Origin of the sequence: Gilliamella sp. B3023, from assembly GCF_026536845.1 — a bacterium.
Classification (GTDB): domain Bacteria; phylum Pseudomonadota; class Gammaproteobacteria; order Enterobacterales; family Orbaceae; genus Gilliamella; species Gilliamella apicola_E.
Window position 1 is genome coordinate 1 of the sequence record NZ_JAFNNH010000025.1, and the last position, 26,641, is coordinate 26,641.

34 protein-coding genes and 1 pseudogene are annotated in these 26,641 nt (G+C 36.4%); 2 read left to right on the top strand and 33 right to left on the bottom strand.

Annotated features, from left to right (window positions below):
* From J3U16_RS11310 to J3U16_RS11340, 7 genes are all read right to left on the bottom strand, one after another.
* A partial coding sequence (locus J3U16_RS11310; RefSeq protein WP_267343099.1) for a host specificity protein J occupies nt 1-1,938 on the bottom strand: 1,938 nt, incomplete at its 3' end.
* Nucleotides 1,939-2,571 (bottom strand): hypothetical protein, encoded by a 633-nt coding sequence (locus J3U16_RS11315; RefSeq protein ID WP_324169881.1) that lies wholly within the window; start codon nt 2,569-2,571, stop codon nt 1,939-1,941.
* Nucleotides 2,514-3,227 (bottom strand): C40 family peptidase, encoded by a 714-nt coding sequence (locus tag J3U16_RS11320; RefSeq protein WP_416380758.1) that lies wholly within the window; start codon nt 3,225-3,227, stop codon nt 2,514-2,516. The genes J3U16_RS11315 and J3U16_RS11320 overlap by 58 nt, the downstream gene beginning before the upstream one ends.
* Nucleotides 3,228-3,233: 6 nt before the next feature.
* Nucleotides 3,234-3,938 (bottom strand): phage minor tail protein L, encoded by a 705-nt coding sequence (locus J3U16_RS11325; protein ID WP_267343101.1) that lies wholly within the window; start codon nt 3,936-3,938, stop codon nt 3,234-3,236.
* Entirely contained in the window at nt 3,935-4,264 is a 330-nt protein-coding gene (locus tag J3U16_RS11330) for a phage tail protein (protein ID WP_267343103.1), read from the bottom strand. Before J3U16_RS11330 ends, J3U16_RS11325 begins: the two co-directional genes overlap by 4 nt.
* Before the next feature lie 93 nt (nt 4,265-4,357).
* Entirely contained in the window at nt 4,358-4,660 is a 303-nt protein-coding gene (locus tag J3U16_RS11335) for an addiction module antidote protein (protein WP_267338503.1), read from the bottom strand.
* Between the two features lie 2 nt (nt 4,661-4,662).
* Complete coding sequence (locus tag J3U16_RS11340) at nt 4,663-4,956, bottom strand: type II toxin-antitoxin system RelE/ParE family toxin (protein WP_267338502.1); 294 nt, start codon at nt 4,954-4,956, stop codon at nt 4,663-4,665.
* A 137-nt stretch (nt 4,957-5,093) separates the two neighbouring features.
* Here J3U16_RS11340 and J3U16_RS11345 point away from each other — a divergent pair, with 137 nt between their 5' ends.
* The gene (locus tag J3U16_RS11345; protein WP_267343105.1) at nt 5,094-5,342 is read left to right on the top strand and encodes a helix-turn-helix domain-containing protein; all 249 of its coding nucleotides are present in this window, start codon (nt 5,094-5,096) and stop codon (nt 5,340-5,342) included.
* A 109-nt stretch (nt 5,343-5,451) separates the two neighbouring features.
* Here the strand turns inward: J3U16_RS11345 and J3U16_RS11350 are convergent, their stop codons facing one another.
* From J3U16_RS11350 to J3U16_RS11365, 4 genes are all read right to left on the bottom strand, one after another.
* Complete coding sequence (locus J3U16_RS11350) at nt 5,452-6,471, bottom strand: P63C domain-containing protein (protein WP_267343107.1); 1,020 nt, start codon at nt 6,469-6,471, stop codon at nt 5,452-5,454.
* Nucleotides 6,472-6,579: 108 nt separating this feature from the next.
* Nucleotides 6,580-7,401, bottom strand: coding sequence for a phage antirepressor N-terminal domain-containing protein (locus J3U16_RS11355; RefSeq protein WP_267343109.1), 822 nt, complete (start codon nt 7,399-7,401; stop codon nt 6,580-6,582).
* A gap of 50 nt (nt 7,402-7,451) precedes the next feature.
* Nucleotides 7,452-8,255, bottom strand: a complete 804-nt coding sequence (locus J3U16_RS11360; protein WP_267343110.1) for a Rha family transcriptional regulator — start codon at nt 8,253-8,255, stop codon at nt 7,452-7,454.
* Nucleotides 8,248-8,412 (bottom strand): toxin-antitoxin system HicB family antitoxin, encoded by a 165-nt coding sequence (locus J3U16_RS11365; RefSeq protein WP_267342153.1) that lies wholly within the window; start codon nt 8,410-8,412, stop codon nt 8,248-8,250. Before J3U16_RS11365 ends, J3U16_RS11360 begins: the two co-directional genes overlap by 8 nt.
* Nucleotides 8,413-8,521: 109 nt before the next feature.
* On the opposite strand from J3U16_RS11365, the gene J3U16_RS11370 reads away from it, so the two are divergent.
* Entirely contained in the window at nt 8,522-8,878 is a 357-nt protein-coding gene (locus J3U16_RS11370) for an Arc family DNA-binding protein (protein WP_267343111.1), read from the top strand.
* 76 nt (nt 8,879-8,954) lie between these two features.
* Here the strand turns inward: J3U16_RS11370 and J3U16_RS11375 are convergent, their stop codons facing one another.
* The 22 genes and pseudogenes from J3U16_RS11375 to J3U16_RS11480 all read right to left on the bottom strand — a co-directional run.
* On the bottom strand, nt 8,955-9,755 hold the full coding sequence (locus J3U16_RS11375; RefSeq protein WP_267343112.1) for a hypothetical protein: 801 nt from the start codon (nt 9,753-9,755) through the stop codon (nt 8,955-8,957).
* Between the two features lie 9 nt (nt 9,756-9,764).
* Nucleotides 9,765-10,202 carry a hypothetical protein gene (locus tag J3U16_RS11380; RefSeq protein ID WP_267343113.1) on the bottom strand — a complete coding sequence of 146 codons (438 nt, stop codon included), beginning with the start codon at nt 10,200-10,202 and terminating at the stop codon, nt 9,765-9,767.
* A gap of 30 nt (nt 10,203-10,232) precedes the next feature.
* Entirely contained in the window at nt 10,233-10,676 is a 444-nt protein-coding gene (locus J3U16_RS11385) for a hypothetical protein (protein ID WP_267343114.1), read from the bottom strand.
* Between the two features lie 48 nt (nt 10,677-10,724).
* Nucleotides 10,725-13,727: a tape measure protein gene (locus J3U16_RS11390; RefSeq protein WP_267343115.1), complete on the bottom strand. Its 3,003-nt coding sequence runs from the start codon at nt 13,725-13,727 to the stop codon at nt 10,725-10,727.
* 45 nt (nt 13,728-13,772) lie between these two features.
* Nucleotides 13,773-14,297, bottom strand: coding sequence for a phage antirepressor N-terminal domain-containing protein (locus tag J3U16_RS11395; protein ID WP_267331513.1), 525 nt, complete (start codon nt 14,295-14,297; stop codon nt 13,773-13,775).
* A gap of 396 nt (nt 14,298-14,693) precedes the next feature.
* Complete coding sequence (locus J3U16_RS11400) at nt 14,694-15,275, bottom strand: DUF6246 family protein (RefSeq protein WP_267331514.1); 582 nt, start codon at nt 15,273-15,275, stop codon at nt 14,694-14,696.
* A 1-nt stretch (nt 15,276) separates the two neighbouring features.
* Nucleotides 15,277-15,768 carry a hypothetical protein gene (locus tag J3U16_RS11405; RefSeq protein WP_267331515.1) on the bottom strand — a complete coding sequence of 164 codons (492 nt, stop codon included), beginning with the start codon at nt 15,766-15,768 and terminating at the stop codon, nt 15,277-15,279.
* A 10-nt stretch (nt 15,769-15,778) separates the two neighbouring features.
* Nucleotides 15,779-16,162, bottom strand: a complete 384-nt coding sequence (locus J3U16_RS11410) for a hypothetical protein (RefSeq protein WP_267331516.1) — start codon at nt 16,160-16,162, stop codon at nt 15,779-15,781.
* Nucleotides 16,159-16,557, bottom strand: coding sequence for an HK97 gp10 family phage protein (locus J3U16_RS11415; protein ID WP_267343116.1), 399 nt, complete (start codon nt 16,555-16,557; stop codon nt 16,159-16,161). The genes J3U16_RS11410 and J3U16_RS11415 overlap by 4 nt, the downstream gene beginning before the upstream one ends.
* Entirely contained in the window at nt 16,557-16,910 is a 354-nt protein-coding gene (locus J3U16_RS11420) for a hypothetical protein (RefSeq protein ID WP_267331518.1), read from the bottom strand. Before J3U16_RS11420 ends, J3U16_RS11415 begins: the two co-directional genes overlap by 1 nt.
* Nucleotides 16,903-17,286, bottom strand: a complete 384-nt coding sequence (locus J3U16_RS11425; RefSeq protein WP_267343117.1) for a DUF7370 family protein — start codon at nt 17,284-17,286, stop codon at nt 16,903-16,905. Before J3U16_RS11425 ends, J3U16_RS11420 begins: the two co-directional genes overlap by 8 nt.
* 2 nt (nt 17,287-17,288) lie before the next feature.
* On the bottom strand, nt 17,289-17,465 hold the full coding sequence (locus tag J3U16_RS11430) for a hypothetical protein (protein ID WP_267343118.1): 177 nt from the start codon (nt 17,463-17,465) through the stop codon (nt 17,289-17,291).
* A gap of 2 nt (nt 17,466-17,467) precedes the next feature.
* Complete coding sequence (locus J3U16_RS11435) at nt 17,468-18,538, bottom strand: major capsid protein (protein WP_267343119.1); 1,071 nt, start codon at nt 18,536-18,538, stop codon at nt 17,468-17,470.
* 9 nt (nt 18,539-18,547) lie between these two features.
* Complete coding sequence (locus J3U16_RS11440) at nt 18,548-18,976, bottom strand: hypothetical protein (protein ID WP_267331522.1); 429 nt, start codon at nt 18,974-18,976, stop codon at nt 18,548-18,550.
* Nucleotides 18,976-20,145 (bottom strand): DUF2213 domain-containing protein, encoded by a 1,170-nt coding sequence (locus tag J3U16_RS11445; RefSeq protein ID WP_267331523.1) that lies wholly within the window; start codon nt 20,143-20,145, stop codon nt 18,976-18,978. Before J3U16_RS11445 ends, J3U16_RS11440 begins: the two co-directional genes overlap by 1 nt.
* 60 nt (nt 20,146-20,205) lie before the next feature.
* A complete protein-coding gene (locus J3U16_RS11450) occupies nt 20,206-20,331 on the bottom strand; it encodes a hypothetical protein (protein ID WP_267331524.1) in 126 nt (41 codons plus the stop codon).
* 26 nt (nt 20,332-20,357) lie between these two features.
* A complete protein-coding gene (locus J3U16_RS11455) occupies nt 20,358-22,022 on the bottom strand; it encodes a phage minor head protein (protein ID WP_267331525.1) in 1,665 nt (554 codons plus the stop codon).
* The gene (locus J3U16_RS11460; protein WP_267343120.1) at nt 21,964-23,412 is read right to left on the bottom strand and encodes an anti-CBASS protein Acb1 family protein; all 1,449 of its coding nucleotides are present in this window, start codon (nt 23,410-23,412) and stop codon (nt 21,964-21,966) included. Before J3U16_RS11460 ends, J3U16_RS11455 begins: the two co-directional genes overlap by 59 nt.
* A 2-nt stretch (nt 23,413-23,414) precedes the next feature.
* Entirely contained in the window at nt 23,415-24,923 is a 1,509-nt protein-coding gene (locus J3U16_RS11465; protein WP_267331527.1) for a hypothetical protein, read from the bottom strand.
* Nucleotides 24,924-25,445, bottom strand: coding sequence for a terminase small subunit (locus J3U16_RS11470; protein ID WP_267331528.1), 522 nt, complete (start codon nt 25,443-25,445; stop codon nt 24,924-24,926). It lies immediately after the preceding gene.
* 10 nt (nt 25,446-25,455) lie between these two features.
* A pseudogene (locus J3U16_RS11475) lies at nt 25,456-26,136 on the bottom strand (KilA-N domain-containing protein); the annotation flags it as partial.
* 240 nt (nt 26,137-26,376) lie between these two features.
* The coding region (locus tag J3U16_RS11480) for a hypothetical protein (RefSeq protein ID WP_267343122.1) at nt 26,377-26,641 on the bottom strand (265 nt) is incomplete at its 5' end.

A 26,641-nucleotide genomic window follows, 5' to 3' on the forward strand; every position in this document is an offset into this window, starting at 1 on the left:
TACTTCGAATTTCAGATTTTGAATCGTTCTTGGTGTTGACCATGACAAACGAGCTTGATATAGGTCGGATTCGGGTATAATTTCAGTTTGTAACTGCTCAACGGGCGGAATTGACCAACCAAAAATACTACCGTTTTCTACTTCAAATTTAGCGCCATTATCAACAATTTCTTCTTTCTTGGGCTCGTGTTGTAACGCAGTAATAGAATAAGTCCCGTCATCATTTTCAGCAATCGTTAATGCTTTAAATAATCGAGGTTTGATATTATTGTCATATAAGCCCCAGACAGAATACTCATCGACACTAACACTATTCTCCAAAACAATTTGATTAGGTTGAACCTGAGCTTGGATTTTGACTTTTTGTAGCTGTATATTTGTATCCGTGACACTTATATATGCATTTTTTATATTTTTAATGTCAATATCACGATCTAGCGTAATGGTGCTACCATTTGTTTCTAAAATTCGCCCACCGATTGTGGTACCTGCAAAATCATTATCAGCAATACCAATAATGTCGCCTGGGAAGTGACGAATGCCTTCTCGCCCCACGCTGAATGTGACAGTTTGTGTCTCTAATTTTTCAGTTTGAATTAACCATTTACCAATCCTGTGCGCTTGCCCTCGAGATGTGCAGCCGAACGCATCAATTTGCGCCACATTCAACCCAAAGCGCTTGATTAACTCATCATCAGCAACATATTCAGTTGTTGGTTCCCAATTGTTATTAGGGTCAATATAACGCACATGGACAGCAGTATGACGTGATTTTTGCGCTGCTGAGGTGTAATTGAACTGCCCATCTACGATATTGGCATTTGAATAAATAGCAACTGGGTCACTCGGTCTATCCATTATAGCTGTATATTGCGTGCCATCCCAAATAGGCATCGCCCGAAATATTGAACATAAATCATGAATGACGTCATACGCTTGTCGTTGCTCTGTGATGTAGCAATTACAGGTAAATCTTGGCTCTTTACCGCCAAAGCCATCATCCACTAATTGGTCGCAGTATTGAGCAATTGTGTATAGTGCAAATTTATCAACGCCAAATTGACCCAGCCTAGCACCTAACCCATAACGTGAATTAGTCAAGATATCATAAAACACCCACGCAGGATTATCGGTCCAAGCCAGCTTGAACCCTCCCGACCAAAAACCTTTATACTCTCTCGTTTCTGGGTCGTAATTGTCTGGCACTTTAATTATCATCCCTTTAATAAGATAATTTCGACGCGGTACGCCACTGAACTGCGATGAATCAAACTTCAAGCCAACAACAGCCGTATTCGGATATGAAAATTTAGTATCATAGATTTCAGTGTATGAACTCCATAGCGTATTATTAACTAACAGTGATGATGTACTATCTGGAGTCTTGCGCACAACTCGAATGTTAAACGGCTTGGGTGGTAAATCATCTAAAATAACCGAGGTTAAATACTGTGAGCGTGTTTTTTTATCGATTAAATCTACCGTTTTTACCGTTTTCCAAATACTGCCCACGCCGATTTGGATTTCCATTGATACTGATGTGCGGTTGATGTTGCCTTTTTTATCTGTTGAGCTTAACGACTGCACACCAACCGTGACACGTACTCTATCGATATTTGGGTCGGTAATGGTTCTCACAATCGGCGTTGTTGCTTTCACCTCCAAATTAACAGGCACTTCATTTTCAGTTGCTGAAAAGCCCTCAAGTGGCGCTTGTGACTGGGTGCCGGCTGTCCATTCAACTTCAACACCTTTGAAATTATATGAACCATCTGGGGCTTGAATTGGTGTATCATTTAAAAATATGCTTTGTAGTCCGTTTACTGGACCCTCTATCTGCCCCTCACACAGCAAATCAATAATACTCAGTTGCTGATGCGATTTTAGGTTATCCTGCGCTTCTTTTGGCGTTTTTGCTTTTCCTGAACCTTTACCCATTTATACTGGCTCCTTAATTGCAATATTGTTACCATCTTGTCCTGGTGAGGGAAACGATGGTTTATCTGAATCTACTGTGTCATCAAAAATTTCAAGCCCCTGTGAAAGCACTTTAGAGCCGATTTTTATTTTACCGAAACAAGGGGGAACAGGTGCGCCCTGCGCTATCGTGTTGTCCAGATTAGAAAAATAGGTGTTTTTATTAGTGCCGCCATCTGCCGATTTGTCTGTTTTGGGTAGCTTGGTTAACATCATGGCTACACCTCCAATCATTAATCCAAGCCCCGCTGCCATTAACGGATACCCCATTGGCGTCCAATAAAAGATTGCCCCAACAACGAACATCACCGCACCAGCTATAAAGCTGAATGCCCCACCTTTTGCGCCCTCTGTTTTAGGTACAATATGAATAACAGCATCTTGTGGTATTCGGCTATGCAGACCAAACTGTAAATTGTCCTCGCTCATATCTACGCCGTTAATTCGTACTCGGAAATAGCCGTCCATGATTTGCTTTTTCAAGCCTTTAATTTGACAATACAAGCCGTTCATCGCTTCCGCTGCTGTTTCTACGCTCATATTGAATTTATCGCCATATTGTTTAAGATTGCCGTGAAATTTGACGATTGCCATTGTTTATGTCTCCAAACTGAATGTGTGTACTTAAGCCAAAATCCGTCATATAAATCTCGTTTAGAGAGACGGTTTGGACAATGATGTAAGATAAATTGATTACCGATATATATGGCTGCATGATTAGGCACTGACGAGCCGAGGCAAACGAGGATAATATCTCCTGCCTGTGGCTCATCAGCTCGTTCAAAACCGTTTTGAGGTAACAAATCCAGATACATATTTAACCCGTTGCGCCACCAGTTATCCTGTCGCTCGTAGTCCGGTAAATTAATACCTGCCAGCATGTACGCATCACGAACTAACGTTAAACAATCGGTTTGACCGTGATCAAATTCCCGACCAATTAATGGTTTGATATATCTAAATTTATAGATTTCGTTATTACAGACCAACCACCAATCAATTTCGGTTTGTTGTTGGTAAAATTGGTCTGCCTCGCTGAGTATCGGAAAACCGTCAGGGTGAGAGTGAACTACAGCGGTTATCTTTCCTTTCCGTTCAGCCTTTATCCAGTCATCTGGCGAAATTTCAAATGTCTCTGTTGGTGTGGGTGAGGTATTGTTACAAGGAAGATAAATTTTATCATCAATAACAAATCCGCAACACTCATCCTCACCGCAAGAATTTGCATGATTTAGTATTTGTGTTTTCATAATTAATTAAGAGAGTTTTGCGGCAGTTGGAAAACCGCCGAATGGAAGAATGCCGTGTTGACCAAAACGAAGCTTACAACCATTTAGGCAACGGCTACATTTATCTTTCGTAATATCGTTTGTGGGGTTATCAAATTCATCAGCCACAGACCCACCAGTATAACCGCACTCTGACGAGCGATATATCCAACTGCAAGTGTTCGCAATAATCACACGAGCAGGAATTAATGCCCCGTCTGACTCACACGGTAACGCTAATTCAAACGTAACAACCATGGCGTTTTGTTGTTTAACTTGTTCAATGACATAATTTGAGATGATTTCGCAAAACGGGTCAGCATATTGATTACCGTTCTCGAAATTAACGGCATCTAAGTATTTAATTGGTACTTCATGGCGTGTGACAATTGCGCCAAGTAAGCCGTCAAAATCAGCAATTAAGCCCGTAATAAATCCCATTGCATTACTGACGCTCATTGTTGGTCTGTTACTGGTTCCTTGCCCATTTTTCTGGAACCCCTCAACTTTGATAGGGTATGGCTCATAAATATTACCTTGCCATGTTACAGGTCGCCTAAGCTCATTTAATCCATTATGAAAGCGAAATATTGTTTTATTACCGACAATCTTCGTTAAATCGACCTCGTATAAATCAATAATCGCATCTTGTGCAATTTTGGTCATATCAAGTAGCATTTTTTTTGGTATCATGCAACCACCTCCTCAAATGTTGCTGAAACCGTTTTAGCTGCGCCATTTACCGTTGATGTCCAAGAACGACACACAACCTTTATTGTTTTGTGAGTGTTAGGTTCTTTCCATAAAAACGATTTAACTGCGTTATATCTAGTCAAAAAATTTTCGATTAAATCAATATTTTCAACTAAACCAACAAACGAAACACTATATGAGCGCAAGTCATTATTAATGCCGTCACAAAAGCGCTGCTCATAACCGTCACCGAACTTAATCACCTTCACCCTTGGTGAAACTGACGTAGTAGAACTGTTTTGCGGTCTCCAGTGGAATGTTTCCATATTTTCTCCAGACATAAAAAAAGCCCGCAATTGCGAGCTTTAGGTTTGGTTTGATTTTATTTTGTATATTTACATTAGATTTTCCATGCTCAGTTAGCAATAATCAGCATGTTTTTGTGAGGAAAACTGCATTTGCAATCCTAATGCTTGAACAATTTTAAAAATTGTATTAAAAGTAGGATTCCCCTCACCTGATAACGCTTTATAAATACCCTCACGGCTTATACCTGTATCACGTGAAAGCTGACTGATGTTTTTAGCTCTAGCTATATCCCCAAGTGCAATAAATAAAAATTTAGGGTCTCCTTCTTCTATTGCGGCATTTAAATATTCTTGCATCTCTTCATCAGTATTTAAAAAATCAACCACATCAAAAGTTTTTAGTTTTGTAGTCATAATTAACCCCATTTATTTGCTAATTCTTTAGCAATTTTGATATCTGTTTGTTGTGTATCCTTGTCACCACCACACAATAAAATAACAATTTCATTATTACGGTTAGCGAAATAAACCCTGTACCCTTTTCCACAGTGAATGCGCATTTCTGATACACCGCTGCCGACGGGTTTAACGTCACCAAAATTACCTTCCTGCATACGACGAATTCGAACTTTAATTTTAGCTGCTGCAGTTTTATCTTTAAGCGACTTCAGCCATTTTTCCATTTGTGGTGTGTAACTTACAGTAATCATGCTTTATTCCTGTTTTGATTTAAAACAATTATATCTTACACACCCCGAAATGTCAACTGTGGTTATCAATTTTAATTATTTATATTTTTACCTAAACTTATATAATGCATATATTGATGTTAATCATAAAAATAATAATGAATAAAACAATCGATATTGAAACAGGTATTCTAAGCGATGTCGTTAACATGGTTTTTGATAATACCTATTCGCCAGCTCAGGCGTGGCGTGAATATTTGAATTTATCTCAAGTTGAAGTGGCAAATAGAATCGGTATTAGCCAGTCAGCATATTCTCAATATGAAAAAAGCCAAAAGTTAAGAAAAACAACGCGGATTAAAATTGCTGAAGCACTACATATTAAGCCTGAACTTTTAGATTTTTAACTCTTCGCTAATGACTTCATAATATGACAAAATTTGTTAACAAAGAATAAAAGAAACCCGCACTTGGCGGGTTGTTGATAATTTTGGGTATTAATTTTAAAAAAAGATACTACTCTTCTTGGACTATATCTAATTCAGCCTGCCCCCCAAATCGTTCAATAACTTTTTGTTCATACTCTTTTCTATTTTTGGAGGATTCAGCCATTTCTAGAACTCGACCAAGTTGCATTCTTAATGCTCGAGTCCCAACATCATTCAAAAATTGGAATAGTTTATCTTTTCTGTCACCACCCTTTGATTTTGTTATTCTCAATAATTCTAGAATTTTACCGTTACTTTTTGCAAGTGGTGTATAAATGTGATTTATTGTTAAAGTTTTAAACTCCCAAGGCCAACCTCTTGAAGGAATGGTTAAATTGTAAATCCTAGCCCATTCTACATATAACTCAACAGGAAATTCTTTTTCATACTTTTTAGCTTCTTCAACAACAAATCTCTTGAATGCCTGAACAAATTGTTCTTTAGTTGAGTCGAAACCAGCTAGTTTATAAACTAATTCTTGTATTCCTGATTTTGCTGATGCGGATAATAATACTTTAGCTTGATCGGCCACATGTTTTTGATTAACTTTTAATTCACCGTTTCTTTCAGCGCTTAAAATTGCCTCACAAACATCAATTAAAATTGTAACATCATATCCATATACAGTGACTTCCGGACCTGAACTTTTAGTTGTAGAGCTTTGAAAAACAATAGGATTTTTAATTTTTTTCTCAAGCTCAGGACCAATATATTTACCAATAGTTGCACCACTAGTGAATCGAATAAAAGCTGTTCCTCCACCACCAGCTAAACCAAGCGCTTCCGCCATACCTCTTTGACTGATAACAGCCGTACTGATTTCGTTATCAAGAACATAACAATCAACATCAATGCCAAAATCTTCTTTAAAATTTCCTCTACGAATTGCTTTTAAAGGTTTTTTACCCCATCTAGAAATCGCAGCTTTTTTAGCAATTTCCTTACGTTGCTCTGGCGTTAGTTTTTGACTCCTTGCCAAACCACCAGCAGACTTACCCGTTACTTTGTTGTTTTCTTTTGTATCTTCTTTATTTAATTTATTATTCATGCAAGCATCTCGTTATTAAACATGCTTGCATAATAAACTATATAAATAAAAATGCAAGCATGATTAAATAAAAAATGCTTGCACCCAAATCTATATAACAATTTAGAATTAACTATTTTTTATAACTGGCAAAACTCTATGCCAATTATCAGCTATCCCTTTAGGTTGTATATGCGCTGTTTCTCTATTAATGATTATTCTAGCATCATTTAAAGTCCGCTTATATTCACGAGCCATTGAATAGAAAGCCCCTCTAAAACCTGAATCAATCACTCTCAATGCAGGCTCTATTAATTCTATTTGATATCGCATTCTTTCAGCGGCTTTATATAACCACGCTAAATCATACCAATCTTCATCAGATAATCCGCTTCGAGAATGCACACCACCTAACCACTTAATCGCCTCATCAAATTTAGAGGCAGGCAAATCTTGATAACGAGGTATTTTGAATTGCTCATAAAGCTTGGTATAAATCGCTTGATAATGTTCGCCTGTTCTAAATGAACGTTCATTTACCGCTTGCTTGATTTGCTGTTGTTGTTCGAGTGAGATTGTATTAGGGTATTGTTGTGCTACTTTTGGCATAAAGTGACTATAAAGAACATCAAAACATTCAAGCTGATATTGTTCTAATGTAGCTCTAATTTCTGGTTTCACCCGACTAGTTTCAATACCAAAAAGCCAACCGTTGATCATTGAAATTGGTAAGCAAACGTACTCTTGTAAACCTTGTTTTGAAGGTGTGGTCATGATGACCATACCTGCTCTTAACACTTGATGGCGCTTGATTCTTTTAAGTTGAGCAGCCCAATCCAAACCAATATTTTCACAAACTGGTTTCATTGCTACGTACGGTTTATTTTGATAATTAAGAACGATTAATTGTTGGCTGTGAAACTGGATTGTTTCTAATTTTGTGTTTGACATATCTACATCCTCAAGTAGCCCCCTTTTTATAGAGGGCTTATAATAATTAGTTAAGCAATTTCTTTATTAATTAGATGAGTTTTAATCACATCTATTGCTTTTTCGTTATATCTAAAAGTTTCAACTTGTTTATCAGATGAGCGAGATTTATCGAGTACGAAAATTCCATATTCACCTGTTTTTAAGTTGAGCCTATTAGCTATACGACCAATCATGTTTGAGGATATATTAAGCATATTACCCACATCGCTAGCCGAAAATGTTTTGTTTTCCAAAATTGGCATAGGGATTAATTCTTCATTTACTGAACTATTAACCATTTTTGCAAAGATAACTTGCTGAGATGGCTTGCTAAGATTATTGAATCGATTACAAATAACTTCTGCTGATTTAGTTGCCATTGATATTGCTCTGGCTTTTCTATATTCAGCTAAGCCAATGTGTTTTGGTAAAACTGTTGGTTTTCTGTCTGTTGACCAAGCTATTGCTTCTTCTAGTTCGTGCATACGATCAATAACTTTCATTCTCAAAGGAACGCTGTAGCCAGTTAATAAACATTCAATGTATTTTTTGGGGAGTAAATACTCTGTTTGTTGTTTATTTTGAACATCTTTATAGGTATGAGCAAAATTGCTCACACCTATTTCTAACTGTTCTAACATATTTTTAATATCACGTTTTACATCTGGATGACGTTTATTTGTCAACTCTGCTATCTCACGGCTAGACATTGTCAATTGACTTTTATTAACTAAAGATGTATCATTTTTCAATATATTAGTTCCTTTTCTAGTGGGATTAATTATTGAGACCTCAAGTGTTGCAGCACTTGGGGTTTTTGCTTTTTTAGACATTTGTTTCTCTCCTTTTGTTATTTTCCAGTTCTCTTACAACCATTTGATGTAAAGCTGAATTTAAAGATATTCCCTCTTTTTCAGCTCTTGCCTTTGCTTCACTATGAACATCTTCACGTATTCTAAAAGTGAATTTTATAAATTTCTCTTTTTGCATCTTCTCTCCTTTTTGCGGTGGCTATTTGCCACTAGTGTTAATTTAACACTATTTACAATAATGTCAAGTTGACATTATTATATATTCAAAAATTTTTTGAGACTTTATCATGGAAAAGAAATTCCCAAGCCAATTGCAGGATAAGTTTACTGTAAGATTCCCTGAAGGAATGCGAGATAAAATTGCTGAGTTAGCTAAAAAAAATGGCAGATCAATGAACAACGAAATTATTGCTGCTCTTGATGACCATATATCCAAAAAATTATTAGATAGTAATTCTGAGAAATTAATAAACTCTTTATCATTTGTTTCAATGGATTCAAAAAATGAACACCCAATAGAATATAAAGGTGCGCTAGAAATTTTAAAAATGCTTGATGAGAAAACAAATGAATATAGAAGTAAATTATTACGCTCATACTTATCATTTGCAAATGATATACTTCATTCCCAAAATAAAAAATAACCGTAACCCTTATTTTAGATATTAAAAAACCCTCTTAGAGGGTTTGAATTGCTTTGGTAGTGAATAGTTATTTAACTCAATAATCATCACCTTTACCCCACCCCTCAGCCTCTTTTTTAGCATTTATAACAGCTAATTTATCAAAGTTCTTCTGCCTTTTTAAAATTACAGCATACTGAGAATATGCTGGGTTGCTGGGATAAAAAAACTTATCACGCTTTCCCGTATACTGTTCCGCGATAGAGGATATTTCGGCGTGCTTTCTTTTCATTGCTTCTATAACAAGCCTTGACAGAGTAATGCCTTGTTCACAGAAATCAATTGCGATATCCAAATTTTTACCCTGTGCTCTCAGCTTATAATGTTTCTTTATTAAAGATAAAATTTTAAAATGCATATCAATGATAACTTGATCTGGAAGTTTTTTTAATGGTTCAAGCCATTCTCTTTTGCTTAATCTGGCTTTTTTCTTTCCTGCTCTCTTTTGTTCTACAATACAATCATCGTCAACCCAGTCTAACCAATCATCCTCTGCATTTTTACGGCTCATTATTTTATGATTTAAATTGTTATCAAAAGAATTTTCGAGGTTTTTATAATCTTTTGAACCTTCTGACTTCTTATACGTAACCACATGATCGCTACGAATATTCTTGTATCCAAGCAATTCATCCTCATGCAAATCACCAACATCACTAACATGCTTCATTCCAGCATATTTATTCTCTGAAACGCTAGCTTCCAATGAACGATTAGAAGACTCGTATTTATCTGGATTAACCAACTTTTTTATTTGCTGTTGTTGAAAAAAAAGTAATCCATAATAAAGCACCATTATAACTACACCAAATATTGCAATACCGTATAATAACCACATAATTGATACCTATTTTATTCTTGTGCAGACAGTTTCTAGTTTCGTTCTAAGATCAATAATGTTGGTGTCATTGTTAATATTCTTTATTTCTGTTATTAGTACTGTTTTAAATGTGTCTTTATCAATTGCCTTTATGGTATTCACAATATGAGTTTTATAAGTATCAGATATTTCATCTTTGGATAAATCCGCTTTACTTAGGTCAATAAGAATATTTCCTCTATCTTTGCTTATTTGATAAAGTTCATTATTAATTATTCTGAATGTTGTAGTGTCCTCAATTGAGGATACAGGATCGCCCAAGTCTTCATTAACTCCTACGTTGTGCCTTTGATACTGATTATCTTTGCAACGCCAATCACCGACGAGATACTCTTTAGTGACCTTATCATCACCACAACCAGTTAAAATAAGGCTAACTAGGCTGATTAATATAATTCTTTTCATACATTCCTCATAAATAACCTTAGTCAATGGTTATTTTATTCTAGTGCAAGTTGTTACTTCTTTGCTTCTGATATCTATTACATTTGTCGTATTTGAATTTTTTTTAAATTCTGATGCAATTACATATCTATATTGATCATTGCTTATTTTTTCAAGCTTTTGTTGACCAGTAAACGTACTGTCATCATTTAAAATTTCATGCGTTGGATTACTATTAATTTTGTCAACATCGTAAAGCTCTTGCTTATCTCCATCATAAATATGATATAATTTGCCATCCATTATTTTATACGTTCGAATGTATTCACTTTTATCTACAGCATCACCATAACTTTCTTCACGACCACTATCCATTCTTTCAAATGATTCCCAATTACACCGCCAATCGCCTACAAGATACTCTTTAGTAACCTTGTCATCACCACAGCCAGTTAAAATAAATCCAATCAACCCAAGCAATACAATCTTTTTCATACCATCTCCTTAAATTTTAAGTAATGGTATGAAAATTCACCCATTAAATCAACGACGATTTAACATCCCTCCAGGGCGTTGTTCCTCCTGCATTACGCTTTTTATCGCTTGCTTCAACATTCTAGCTGTTTCATTAGCTGCTGTTGTATTATCTTGATTTTCTCCAAACGAAATGTTTTGCGTAATATTATTAATGATAGTTCTACCAGCTGAACCGCTTAATTTATTAGATGGAATAACCTCACCATTTTTATTTGGAATCATGTATTGTTTTCCATGTGCTACAAACAGTTCAGGTTCTCCACTTTCATTAACTCTATAGGCTTTACCAACATCAACACCACCACCTCGAAGTCGGCCACCTCCGTAGGTAAGTCCTTTGAGTGTTGATAAAACCTGCCCGCCAGCGCTTGCTACAGCAGCCATATTTGCCATTTTTGCTGATGTTGTAACCGCCGTCGGATCGTTCATTGCTTTCATAATTGCGGAATTTAAATTAAGCATAGCGTCAGCTATCGCAAACCCTTTGCTAATAGCAAAAAGTGCTTTATATGCTGAACTTGATTCACCAGCAAAAGCGCCCAGCATATCAGACATTCCGCCGAATAAATCTGCAGATGATTGCAATATAGCGCTAGTAGATTTTAGTTTAGCTTCTGCGGCTTCGTCTTCAAGTTTCTTTCTTTTATCTACAGCATCTTTAGTTATTGCAGTTAAAGCATCTTGATAAGTTTGTTCGTTGGCAAGTCCTGTTGCTCGCCATTCGTTTAACTTATTTAGTTTTTCCTGCTCATCAATATCTATTTGTTCTAAAGGTGATTTTTTATTGTAGATTTCTTGTTTTGCAAAATTTTCACCAGATTGTGATTTTTGCAAGTTTTCTTGTTCTTGAATTAATCGTTTAAGTTCTTCTGTTTGTGCTGCTGTCGCTTTAGTACCGATTTGCTGGCTTATTGCTAAAGCTTTTGCCTCAACAGTCATGCCTTTAGCTTCTAACTTAGCTACTTCTAATTGATTTTTAAGTTTTTTTATTTCTTCTGAGTAAGTTCGTGTTGTGCCTCTTGAGCTTTTTTGATTAGCTTTAATCTTGTCGTTTTCTGCTGATAAAGATTTTAAAAGCATCACCAAAGGTTGTAATGCAGCGGCTTGATCTTTAGTGAGCTTAGTAAATTCTGTTTGACCGAGTGCGAGCAGTTTTAAATCTTCTCGATATTCATTAGCGCTATCACCTAGCACGGAATAAAGACCGTCTAAAATAAAAGCCGCTTCGCTGTTTTCCCCTGCTTTTAACGTCGCAATATCAAGCTCTTTTGATAAACTCGCTAATTTTTTATTAATTTCTTTTTGAGACGCCTCATCCCAGCTTTTTGCTAAATTTTCTCCAGACTTCGCAGCTTCATCTGTAGAATCAGCCATTTCATGATTTTTTATTATAACCTCGTCCGTAAGATCAACTAATTTATTGCGACCCTCAATTATCACGGCTTTGAGCTTTTCTTCTGCTTCTATTTGTTTGTTAAGAATTGCAACCCTTTCTTGTTCATTCCTGCCTTTTCCATATCCTGCTTTAATCTTATTTTTTAAATTAGTAATTTTCCTGTCTTGCTCTTCAATCGCCTTATTCTGTTCATGAATTCGTTTCTTTAAATCTATAGCAAACGCTTCTCTTTGTACTTTAGATAAACCTTTATATTTTTCTGCTAACGCTGCTACTTCATCGGTTAATTCTAAAGCTTTTTGTTTAGCTTCTGCCGCTTTACTCGACCATGTTACCAATGCTCCAGCGGTAAGTAATAGTAGACCAGCTGGACCACCCAATAAAGCCATCGCTGAACGCAAACCATTCGCAGCAAAAGATGTTGCTTTCATCGCTGTATCAAGTCTTGCTTGCGCTGCTGTTTGCTGATTTGTAGCTGCAGTTAGGGCGTCTGTATTGGCTTTTAACTGCTTTCTAATTGCGTTTCTAGTTGTTTCTGTTTGCGCTAATTTTAATTGGGCAGCTAGTGACTGCTGAACCGCTCTTAAGTGAGCAACTTCAGCTTGAGCTTGTTGTAACGCTGCTTGCGCTGCTGCTTTTTCAGCTTGAGCCAGCCTTATATCATTAATGACTTTTTCAGCACTCTGCTTAGTAGCACTAGCTAATGATGTAATATATTTACCCGCATAAATTGCTGCTAAAGCACCAACACCAGTCATCAAGATATCGACATGCTGAGACATGAGAATAAGTGAATCTACGAGTAATTTAGTCGCACCTGTGGAGTTATTTAATTCACCAAAGTATTTTTTTAGATTGTTAGTCACACGATTAATACCGTCAGTTACGGTATTTCGCATGTTATCGGCAAGTGCATCTAGTTCAACATTAGAGTCTATCAGCGCATCAGTAAATGTTTGTATAGATAATTTGCCGTCACTAGCTAATTGTTTAACATATTGTTCAGTAATCTTCTCAGCATCAGCAGTTGATTTAGCATTTTTCTTTAGATAATTAGTCAATGTTCCTAAAACACTTGGCATATTACTAAATACCGTCATTGCCTCAACCCCAGCGAGCTTACCTCTCATTTGGGCTTTAGTGAGTGCATTTATAGCTGATTCAGCACCTATTGCACTAGTTTTATTGATTGTTAATAAGTCTGACATTGAGCCAATATAAGATATTGTGCTTTGTGTGCTATAACCCAGCTCACCCATTGAATTCGACAAACGAATATATAACTCTGAGGTTTCTTCAATAGTACGACCGTTTCTATCAGATGTTACTAGTAGCTGATCTAAAATGTCTTTAGTTTGCGATGCTGTTGCGCCAGTATTTTGAATACGATCTTCTAGCTCATTCCAGCTCTGAGCATAAGAAATAATTTGGCTGGAAACTAAAGCAGCAGATACAGCTTTAGCAACGCTTGTTAGTTTGCTCATTGACGCTGCTGTCCGCTCAAACCCCTCTTGCGCTCTTTTGTTAAAACTAGATACTTGTTTATCCGCTGTTAATAAAGCACCAGTTTTGGCATCAATTGTGTATGAAATACTGCCTGCTTCAAATGACATGTGAACCTCTTAAATTTTTGGCAATAAAAACCACCGAAAGGTGGTTTATACGGTTAGCTGGAGTTGTGATTGATTCATTAATGAATTAAGTTTATTTTCTATATTAGGTTTAATACGTTTCCAATTTGATAATATTCTTCCAGCTTGACTTGCTCCCTCTTTTTCATATTGAAATTCAAAAAGCAGTCTATTTATTTCCTTCATGAATTCAAATCGCTCTTTAGTCCAATATTGGTAAAGAACGTTATAGCATTCACGTTTATATTTAATTAGCTTGTCTTTTAACTCAGGTTTTATTTTCTTGGTACTAACGCCAAACAACCAACCATTTAGCATTGATAGTGGTAAAAATACATGTTCATATTTCTTACCATCACTAGCAGTTGTCTTCATAATGAAGACGGCTGTTTTCATCACTTCATCTCGCATAATACGATTATATTGTGACCCCCACTGTAAGCCGATATTCTTACAGATCGGCCGCATTGATACATAAAGCTCACCGTTATGTTCCACCGCTTGAATTGTTGTATTACAGAATGGAACTTCTAATTTTTTTAAATTGTTCATTGAATATCTCCTTTTACCTTTCAAAAAAAATCTCACATGAAAGTGATCCACTGAAGGTAGGCAGCTTTTCACTTTCACACCGTCGTGCTATTCATGTGAGGGTTAAACTTGTGTTGGTTGGTTGGATGATGGGCATAAAAAAACCCACACTTGGCGGGTTTAATGATTATTAGTTAGTAGTGTTTAGCATCTACTAGGGTTTGTTTAAAAAATCGGCTTAAACTCATTTTTAAAGTTTTAATTTCACCCATTTATGATGAACACTCTTCTCCTATAGTTAGGGTAATTAATTTAATGTTATAAATCAATATGTTAAAAATCGTAATTTTTAACTCAAAATCAATGGTTTTTTGGATGTTTATTTGCTTTAGCAAGTCTTTCTTTTCGTCGTTTTCGCTAGCTATTTAATCCCACAACTGAATCAGCATAAGCCATCGCTGAATCATAGTCATCTTGAGAGATAATTTCTTTATCATTTGTCGGAAATTTAGCTTCCATTGCTTCTTGAAATGCCGTCATCGACATATTCCATGCGTCAACCTCACTCATCCCCAAATGAGCAACCGCCATGTATACGAACTTCTTAGCATGAAATTCATCGCTATAATCAGCATTATCACTTTTTTTCTTAAGCTGAGACTCACCAATTAAGCCATGTTTCAAAAGATGTTGTGCCAAAATGACTCTGTCATGAATTGTTAATCCATCTACAGTAACTAATTTATTTTCATTACCTTCTAAATACCCAGTAATAACAGAGCAATCTGACTCACAGCACGCAGTTAAAACCTTATCAACTAAATCAATAAACAATTGCTCCGAAACACTATCTTCAGCACCCAAAATAATAGAAAAAGTTTTAACTATTTCACTTGGTGTTCCTATTTTTGTCATATTCAAAAAGGAAGGAGTAAAGATAAATATTGCATCATTGATATGTATAGCAAATTGCCCGATATCTGTTATTACTGGTTTCATATTATGATTTTTTTGGGGTTTGGTTAGTTGGAATAGCTGTTCTTGTTACATTGTTAGCGCTTGTTCCTTCGATAGACCAAGTGCAGACGTCATCATAAGGATATTCTTCCGTTAATGAAGATAATAAATAGCACCCCTCAATTACTCGATTAATGATTGGATTAACAATTTTAATCCATGCATAAGGTTGTCCGTCAGTATCTTGTGTCGGGCTTTCAATGTGATCTAACAATACACTTTGATTTTGAATATCATCTCCACGTGAGATACCATCAAAAGATACTGTTTTTTCTTTAGTTGTGACCATTGATTCTGTTGTACCATCTTCGGATGTATCTGCCGTAGTATCAATTGTATTCCAGTTAACACCTCGTGATTTTCCTCTAATCATCCCTAACCGTTTATAGTCCGCATCATTAGGTTTTGTATCTGGATTACCTATAACATAATAGACGGCAATCTTTCGCCCTGTTCCTGCATTACTTTTAGCCATTTTAACCTCTTTATCTTGATATAATCATTTGAGCGGTAAACTCGAAAACAAACCGCCCTTCTTCTGTGTTTGACTGTGTTATTCCGCTAATCGGGTTCATTGAAATAACATCATTCATTTCGTAATCATCTAGCATTGACTGTCTGATTTCATCGGCTTTATCATTTACAGCCACAATGTTGGAATCATTGATAGCTGAAACAATAACGATTCTAAAATAATCTTTTGTTACCGCTTCATTAGCATTACCTCCGCCAGCAGGCATGACAACTATGTATCGCTTAGATTGGGTATTTTTAACTTCAACCCACTTTCTAAATTGGAAAATATAATCACCAATTAAATTATGAGAAACTAACCAATCTTTAATTGACTGATATGTGTTTGAAATCATATTTTGTAACCATCTTTAATGACTTGTTCAATAGCCTGCTGTCCGTCTCTTTCAAAACCCTTTTCAACAAAATGAGGCTCTGCATTAGGAGACCAATAATCGCCTTGTGATTTTTTACCTGTACGCTTACCTTTTGCTGTACCTTTGGCATTGTTAACAAATGCAGCATAATTTGCAGTATAGCCAACTCGACCAATCCAACCTTTTGGTACTGGCTTTAGTTCTCTATACTGCGAATTAATTAGCGTTGAAGTATCTCTAGGTGTGATTGGAGCTACAAAAGACATACCAACAATCATAACTTGCTGGATAACCCTTTGAGTTCTAATATTGGCAATATCATTAGTTATCCTGTGAATATTTTTATTCACTTTTGAAACGCCCTTAACGGTCATTATGTAACTACCTCGTAATCAGGTATTTCACCAAAAGCACTCATATCATATTCAAGAACAAACTCTACTTTTTCAGCGTTTGAGGCTTCTAGCGATAATGAAGTTTTATCGCCTTTTACAATAAAATCACCTTGCTTAATTTTATTATTTTCAGTGTAAAATGAAGTTTTTCTAACACGTTCAACACCTAATGAATCTACAAAAGCACCAGATACATTTGGCGCTTCGTCTTTCCATGTGCATTTAATTAAATAAGGCGTTCCATAAGTATCAACATTATTCTCCCCGTCGTATCCAATGTGAGGATATACGGTTGCAATGTTTGTATAGCTCCAATTTGCTGTATTACTCATTGTGACCTCCCACAACTAAAAATAATGGCTTATTCGAACGAGAAATACCTAAACAATCCGTACAGCCGTGGACATCAAGATTTTTTAGCAATGAGTACATGGATTTAAAGCCCTCGTCATCATACTTAAAGGACCTTGATGCACCACTTGGTGCTGATTGTGAGGCTATTTTTCTGGCTCCTTGCATTTGAGCAAGTAAACAAGCTGAGTAAATCAATATTAAAAGCTGGTCTGCTTCTGAATAGTCACGCGCTACCAAACAATCACTAATTGCATTTACTTTTTTAAGAATTGCGTCAATAACTAAGCTCGGTACAGAATAACCAAGCTCTGATAACATTTGATTAACATTTTCCGCTGTTACCTGTACCGTCATAATTATTTACCTTTTTTCTTTTTATCTTCTGGTTCTGTCGTTTGTTGTTCCAATACAATAACTCGCCCTTCAAAAGCAATAGGTATTTCTTGGGAAACAAACTCATGACCAATCGGAAGCTCTGCAATCTCACTATCAATGCGACCGTAACAGCCACGATGTGTAACTCTTAACTTCATCATTAACCCCTTGCGTTAAAGACTTTACTTTTACCGTTAAAGTCTCGTTTAATTTGCAAACCAAACGCAGACCAAACAAGAGTTTGATAGTTATCATGTGGATTGACTCGTTGTTTCATGAATGAGCCAATTGGTGCAGCAATACGAGTTTTGATGTACTGAGCATTATGAACATAACTAATGAAATGGTTGCCTTTTAGTTCAAATGTTTTGGTGAATGAATCAATGTAAACGCAATAGCGTAAGATGTAGTCTTTCAATGTTCCTTCTTTAAATCCTTGTGAATTTGAATAAGGCACATTTAATCGGCGCTCGATTTCAGGTGAAATATAGAATTTTAATTTTTCTGCAACTAGGTTGGCATCTAGAACAACGTTAAAATCTTTTGTGAAGAAATTAATAATATCGTCATTGCTGGTTGCCATTGAAGTTAAGTCAATATTGAAACCTGATGCGCTTAAATCAACTTGGTTGGTATGTGGGTGATTAGTGATACCCTTGCCCTCATAATTTTGCACTTTGATTTTGTCGTCACCAGTTAAAATATACTGCGCCATATTTCGACGGAGCGCTGCGGTTGCTGCCTCTTGGTCATCTGACATGGCGTCAATATTCTCAGTTTGCAGACCTAACCATTCACGCCATTCACGAGCATAACCAGTTTTAAAGATTGGAACTGGATCACCGTAATGGTCATAAACAACTTTATCTAATGTTTCTGGCTCTTGCCCCGACATAGAGCGATTAACATAGCCAGCATCACTTGAAACACGATATAACGCAGCAGTCTTTCCAATTGAAATTGGTGTACCTAAAGACAATAAATCATCAAGTAACGGAGCACCCTCATCATCACGAATAACACGGGTAGTCACGTTATCTACTTCACGCCAGTAATCTTGAGTTAAAATTGCAGCCTGATTAACTTCAATAGCATTGCCATGCATTTCACTCATCTGTTTTTGAGCATTGTTAAAGATTTGACGACTTGCTTTTAATTGATTCCAAGCCTGAGCAACTTGAGCTGAATTGGTAATCAATTTCTTGTTAAAAATAATTTTTTCGTTCTTCATTATTACTCCTTAAGCTTTACGAACTCGGACTTGTTCAGCAGTTGTACCAACGGTATAGGTTTCAAATGCATAGAACAGCACAGCATCAGTACCACTTGCTTTTTTCAATGTACCGTCACCGTTAGAAGTTAATTTATCGCCAACCTTTAAAGTCTCACCAGCTTTCACTAAAACATGGTAAGTAACATCATCTTCACAGATGATTGCTATACCAGTTGTATCAGCGGGGACATCCGAACGGATATCATGACCACCTAAATAGTCATTAGTGATAACTAGTGGTTGAGTATGCTCACCTGCCGTTGGATGTTTAACTAGCTTGTTGTTGATAACGGCAACTAGTGAACACGGAGCAATCGCTTCACCTGTTTTTAAGTCAATCGATTGTGGGTCGTTTTTGCGTGCAGGACCACCAATCACTGTTTTAAATCGAATCATTACTCTGGAGCCTCCATGTTTAATAGTGAATTATCTGAATTATTGGCGAAGCCACCACTAATAGGCGCTGTTTTAACGCACTGTGCATATAAAGCATCAAGTGGTTCACTAGATAGCGCATTTACTGCGGTTTGCGTCATGTTGAACTTAGCTTTTACGGCTTCTCGTTTAACAGAGAGTTCTTTTTCTGTGTTTGCATTCACTGCTAATTCCAGATTTGTAACCTTGTTCATTAATGACTTTGCCCATGCTGGTGCATCTTCGGCATTCGTTGCGTTTTTCTTCTCCTGTTCGGCTTTTTTCTTTTCTTCTTCCTCAGAAGCTTTCTTTTTTTCAATCGCTTCCTTGGTTGTTTGCTCGTTATAAACCTTTAACAGTTGCTCATCGGATAAGCCATCGGTTTTAATACCGGCAGCATTTAGAGCTAGTAAGATTTTTTCTTTCATTAAGTCTTCTTCCTCTTTTTGATTAAATTTAAATACGCTTAAAACTTCTTTAATAGTTTTACTAATTACGTTGCTTATTGAATCGTCTGAACAATCAATAAGACTTACATTTTCAATTGGCGATTTTTCACCATCCGAGTTAACAAAGATGCCAACACCATCATCTGGTGTGGCTGCACCTTGTTTATCGGGTAATATAGCGACATGGTCGAATTTCATATTTCGAGCAATTGACTTGTAGCGTTTGCCTTTTGATGAGCCTGATTGATTGTCGGGCGTATAAGTTAACCCTGTTGACACATGAATTGGCGTGGTGTTTTTACCATTCATCATGTCATCAAGGCGATTTACAAGCATTCGCCCTTTTTCTGTGCTTTCTGCAAATTTCCTATCGATATATGCATCCATAAGCACTCTGTCGTTAGATTTGCGAACATTTCTACCCCACGCACCAATATAAAAATTATTAATGGCTTGTGGGTTTAATGCAGAAACATGCTCATTATTTATTCGTGGATGGTCTAATGGCATTAAATTGTCATTCAGTGTCATGTAAGATTTGTTAATTTCATCTGCCGGATAGAAAATTCCATTCATGACAATATCATCCACGATTGGAACCACATCATTGATAACAATGTGCTCTTTACCGTCGATGATTTGTGTTGATATTTTGGATTTACTATTAACGACAGATAAAACATTCACACTTTTAAGTGTCATGCTTTACCTCGTGTGGATTTTAAATATAAAAAAACCGCCGAAGCGGTTTAAGAGATTTGATTATGAATGTCTTTCAACAAATAGAGATTCGGCATAACTAGATAACATAGACTTTTCTACATCACTATCTGCCTGTTCGATTATTTCGTTTAGCTGCTCCTCAGCATCATCAGGAAGCGGCTTCATATTAACAAGCTTAGAGGCTTGCTCTATTAACTTTTTAATTTTTTCCATTTGGTGCCTTTATCTAAAGATTCAAAAAATTTAAATAATTCTGGATATAGTCGCTTTTTAGCTTCATTGCGATTTTCAATGTAAAGTGAAAAGGATTCTGCTATCAATTCGTTTTTCTTATCTTGCGCATATTTGCTAATCGCATATTGCCATCCTTGATCCCATGCTTTAGAAATAATATTATCAATTGCCACCCGATGTTTGTTATGCAACGCATGCCCCATTTCGTGAGCATAAACCCCTCTAGGTGTTGGTACAGCGTTCCACGCAACATAATCCATTTCATTAATTATATTAGTTAATCGCTGATTCTTAAGATTAATAACGGAATTTAACGACTCGCTCTTGAATCCTAATGTTTTACTATATAAATCAACCAACAGCAATTCTTTTTTATCTACACTGCCTGTTGTAATAATTAGGGCGTTGGTGTTTGGGGCAAATGCTGCCAGCATGTTTTTATTTGGCTCACCATAGTAATGAACATCCCCATTTATTGACCCTGCATATCTAAACTGTGGTAAATCGAAACGTTCCTGAATTTCTGATACCAATTTTAAGCATGGCGCCAGTTCTTTAGTGTCAATATCATTAGGTATATTAGATATTTCAGTAATATTCTTTCTTGACCAGTCATTAAGCTCTTCTACTTCCGTTAATGCCTGCCGTTTCGGTTTATATTGATCTTCCCATTCGTCGGCTTCTTTTAATAATCTGTCGATGCTAGATTGGTTGTATGGCTCGCCTTTTTCATTAAGCAATACTGTTATTTGAGCACAATAACAATTGAATCTGTTACCATTCTCTTCGTACCATTCCTCTACCTGTTCAACAGTATAGATTTTCCCGTGCCTAGCAACATGAGTGGCTCTCGAATTAGGCTTTAATGCAGACATGTGTAATAAGCCTGTTTTTAGTCCTAAATCTTCTTGAGTACGTTTAGTTTCATCCCATGTAGCCTGACGAAGCGCGCCTACTTGCTCAGTTTGCGCTATGGCTTTAGCTTTACTATGTGAGATATCAATGCGCTTACTGATAATATCGGCGGTTTCTCGTGGGTTAACTCCTCTTGCCACGGCGCTACTTAAAACGGAGCCCAAATCGCTCTTTAGATTATCAGCAAGTCCTTTCCAGTCGTTAAATGTTGCTGTATAGGCAAGTCCTATTCGACGAATGTAAGCATCACTAAATAACAGGGATTCTAATGATGTAGCTTGTGAATACAATGGTGATTGTATAGATAAGTTTTGAAATGTCCGATTAGTACCCATTTGATACATATCAGCAACCAGCTTACCAGCCCAAAACTTCTCAATACCGCCATTAATCAGGTTTTCATCAACAATTTCTTGAATGCGAGTTAACACCCTAGCGAGCTGATTGCCATCAACCGTGTAATTAACACTGGCATTTACGACATATAGGTTGTTATCGATAAATATTGCTGTTTTAGTTGGCTCTTTAGCATAATAGCCTAAGCTTAATTCGATGTACTCAATAACTGATTGTTTGATCGTTTTGTAGCGTTTTTGTATTTCGCTACGCATTTGGAGAATTTGTTTGTTGGTGAGCGTAGGATTATTTTTACTTCTCGGTAATATCGGATTCTTCGGAATCGGTTTTATTATCTTGGGCTTCTTCAATATCGATGTCCTCTAAATCGGGATCGGGCTCATAACCGCCAGCTTCACGAATTTCGTTAGGAGTAAATACGGGGATGCCCATAGATTGTTGTGCTTTGACATTAACGTCGGACATCTTAATCATGATATCGATTCGCTCAGCTTGGCTTGGTGCTAATAAATCTGACCATTTGAGAGTGAGTGTTCCGTTAACAAGTGGCTCAATAACTTTCAACCGAATTAATTGATTAACAAACTCTTTAATTAGCTTGGTTAAAAATCCATTGCGTCTTGCTATACCTCTTTTGGCGTAATCTTTCTTGTCTTCATCTGAGGCTAATCGTCCTGTTTGTTGTCCGAATATTATAGTAAATGGCATTAATACTGATGCTGCATAACTATTTGTTGATACAGTCCATCCAGGACTAGGGTCTGCAGGTGTAACAGATAAAACATTAGCAGTTGCGCCCGATGTAATTAGCGCACTATCAGTTCCAGAATTTAAGAGAGATATTTGATTATTCATTGCATCAGCTATACTTTCATGCCCCCTTTTTCTGAGTTCTCTTTCTAATTCGCTCATGTCGGTATCAGGATCATAGTTAACATGTACAGGTCTACTTGAATTTTTAAGGAATCCCTCAGCACCACCGCCCGAATACTTCATCATGTCTAGTAGATCGTTATATCCAACTTCTAATTGCGAAAAGCCGTCATCAATTGAGTTAATTACCGATGTTTCATTTAATATCAAAACTCTATCGGGATGTATTCTGCGAGATATTCTTGGTTTGGTGGATTTGCTATCAACTGATGTTTCATTAAATTGGTACATAGTGACTTGGCCATAATTTTCGTCAGTCTCATCACTATTCCATTCAATCGGCTTTAATTGTTCTTCCCAAGCCGGAATTAATCTAACAATGGCATCTTGTGGTTGTAATCGATTTGTTACTGCTGTATCAACTGGTTGATCCCATGTTCTGTTGTCTCTTAATTGAATAATTAACGCTGAATATCGCCCAACGATACCTCGTTTATCCGCTTCAACAATAGATGTCCAAAGTTTGTCGTTAAATAAATCAGTGACCGTTTGCTCCCAAGGGGTTAACTTAGTATCTTGCTCCCGAATATCACCATCAATGAATTTAGGATAATCAACCCACGAAATATCAATAAGTCGGTCAACAAACCCACGAGCAGCGCCAACCCTTTTATAAAGCTTATAAAAATCGCTAAATGTTAAATCTTCAGGATAACCAAACTCACGTTCTATAAATGCTCGTTTAGTATTTTTTATTACCCCTTGAGAGGTAAAAGATAGGCGTTGTCTAACTATATCTTGACTGTTATTAATTGCCAGTTGTGCAGACTGCAATAGTTGCTCATCTGTTAATGTTGAATAATTCATTGTTACCTCATAAATAATCCTGCAGCGCGGTTACGTTTATTTTTATTAGCTACAGCAAAATATCTAAATGCATCTGCACCATGTGATGTGTGGTCGTGAAGAGGTTTATCTCTCCAACACCCATTTTTATCATCCCAAGCTTTACGGTAGGCTTCTAAATGGGCAATACCTTGTTCACATTTACTTGAATCAAATGCACAAAGTGGGAGGATTTCACGGACAGATTCGATGCCATCATCAACACTTAACTTAGGAACAACTTTAAAATTAATGCTGTATTTCTCACCGTCAATTTCATAGCCTTCTTTCGCTACTTGTTTACGGCTCTTACCGTCACCCGATAGTTCTCGATTATCAATATCATGTGGTGCCCAGTGCTCAGCGTACTCATAACCAAGATTTTGCCCTTTATCTTTAAGCACTTTCATATAATGCCTTAAGCCCTCACCACTATTTTCGTAGTAGTCGATAACGTGATATTCATCACCAACCATCCGTACAAACCATAAAGCTGTTGAATCACCAACACCTAAATCCCAATATGTGTAAACGTCGAGATGATTATTATCAGGTAGCGTGGTGATGCGCTTTTCTTTGTATAGCTCTCTGAATTGCCTTGCATAGTAAGCACCTTCGATTGATTGCTCAAAGGCTTCACTTGGAATAGAAGGATATTCACGCTTCATATCATCGCCAAGCGTTTTCTCTTTAGCGTGATACCAAGCTTTTTGTTGTTCGGTTAACTTAATCTTATGTTCTACTTCTAATTCGCTGAAATAATTATTTAAACGAGTTGGTAATTGTTCAACAGGCTCTATTGCATACAGTGGATTCTTCCACCAGGAGAAGAAAAAGAATTTCCAGTCTAATGCAGATAATAATTTACCTTGTAATAATGCTTTTTCAGCTTCATTGCAGTAATCATAAAAATAACCACTTTTACCTTCGGCCGTGCTTTCTATTGTAATAAAACAATCTGTAGCGACGGCTTCAAATGCCCCTGTCACTATCTCTTTTGCTTTCTCTGGGAATTTAGCACATATTTTACCGAACTCAGATATGTGTAGATAGCGAAGCGTACCACCACGAAATGAAGTGTTAACATAGAGTGAACCACCATTACTAAAAACCAATTCTCGTGCAGCATCATTTTTAGCAGGATTAGCTTGTTTTATTATTGTTGGGAGGTTGTCATAAGCATATTTTACTTTTTCTCTAAATAATCGTTTTGCATCTTCAAGATTATGAGCTATCAAAGCGCACTTGTCAGACTGGAATAATGCTGCATCTAATTGGATAATGCATACTTCAGTGGTAAAACCCAATTGACGTGCTTTTAGAATAATATTTCGAGTATGCATACCCTCAAAATATTCTAACTGCTCAGGTGTCATTTTAAACTTTGTTTTTTTACCTACTTTGTTGGTTATATAATAAAGATTATTTAAACGCCAAAATCTATCCTTAAGGTTTTTCTTAAGCTTCTCAAGCTGTTGTTTTGATTTTGACATTTAATTTACCTCATTAGATATCTCCTGCATCAAAGCTGACACTTCATCTACTACGTTAACTGTGGTTTCTGTTTTTTCTTTAAACGCCTGTACATCAACATGCTTACCGAGCAATTCAAGATTTTTGACTTTATCCGGCCACTTGATTTTTTTCATGATGGCTTCAGTATCACCACTTCCCATGATAGCTATATCTAAACCTGATAGAGTTGTACGCCAAACTTTCGGCCACTCTTTAATTGGCAATAAGTCACCGTTATCATTAAGAATATCTACTACATCCATCTGGTCGATTTCAGTAAGTCGCTTTAGAACATAATCAGCATTTATTTTATTGCGTTCATTTCGTTGTTGTTTTAATTCCAGTATATAACTTTGCACCATAACATTTGATAACAACCTGCTACCCTGTTCTTGTGCCGTGGTTTCCTTATATCCGGCTCTTATAGCTGCTTGTGTCGCGTTCAAATCGATTAGATACTCACGACAAAACAGCTCCTGTTTGTCTGTGAGCTTTGTCATATGTTTTCCTCTATGCAGCCAGAATAAACTTCATCTGCCCTTGTGTATTAAATATTGTCGAGCATCTTGCTTCAAAGTCTTTATAGTCAACGCAACCTTTAGCGATTGTCGTTATTGCTATTAGCTGATTTTCAACTGCTTTTAGTGCATCTGGTTTTAAAAATTGATGAATTTTTTCGCCTTTCTTGGTGCGCTCTTTGATACTTTGATAAACCTTTTCAGGTAGTACGACACCATAAACCCACTTTTGAGTTATCAGTCCAAATAATGATGGACAACCGCCAATGTGATTATTGAATGGCAAGTTAGTCATTTTTGATAATGCTTGATAAAAAGGTTGTTGGAATCGCTTTTCCCATGTTTGCGGTTGACTATGAGTTAGTATTGCTAATACTTGCTCATCTGTATAAGTAACAACCTGAGAACGAATAAGCTTATTAATTTGCTCATCACACCATATCTCAAAATCAACAGATAACCAACGTGCAAACCTAACCACTAATTTAGGGTGAATCCAAGTACCACCACGATCTTTTCTAGCTCGGCTAGTTTTTACATACGGGATTTTCTGGTATGTAGATTCTAACGCATTGATATAATTAACTGTATCAGGAAGAATTAACCAGTCATTTGGACGTTTACCAAATCTTGATGCTGCTTCTGTTGCGTTAATCCATCCATCATCATTGAAACCATCTGGCGCCCTCTAAAACTCATTCCTAAGTGGCTCTTGTTATTGTGAATTGCCGTGTGTTGGCATTATGATTGATTGAAAAATGATTTAAATTTATTCGACTTGTAGATATCGATTTTACAAGTCAGGGGTAATTATGATTAATTAAAAGTTGAATTGGGTTTGCGATGTTTCAAAAAAAATAGGTACAAAAAAACCGCAATTAAGCGGTTCTTGTGGATTCTATTATGTATTGCTTTATTTATTTTCTTCAGGGCATGGATGATAATATCTTACTGTAAGTCTAACAAAAAAATATAAATCCCCATCACCAAATTTTTTGATTGGTTCACCATTAAATAAGTTTGCATATTGGTTCATCAACTTATTAACTTCAGGTAATTGTAATGCCGATTTTGCACAATAAATTTTAGGTAATCCTTTTTGTTCACGTGCTATATTTTCCCAATTAAATGTATTAACAATCCCAGACAAATAAGCTGTACCAAATGATTGAGCTCTC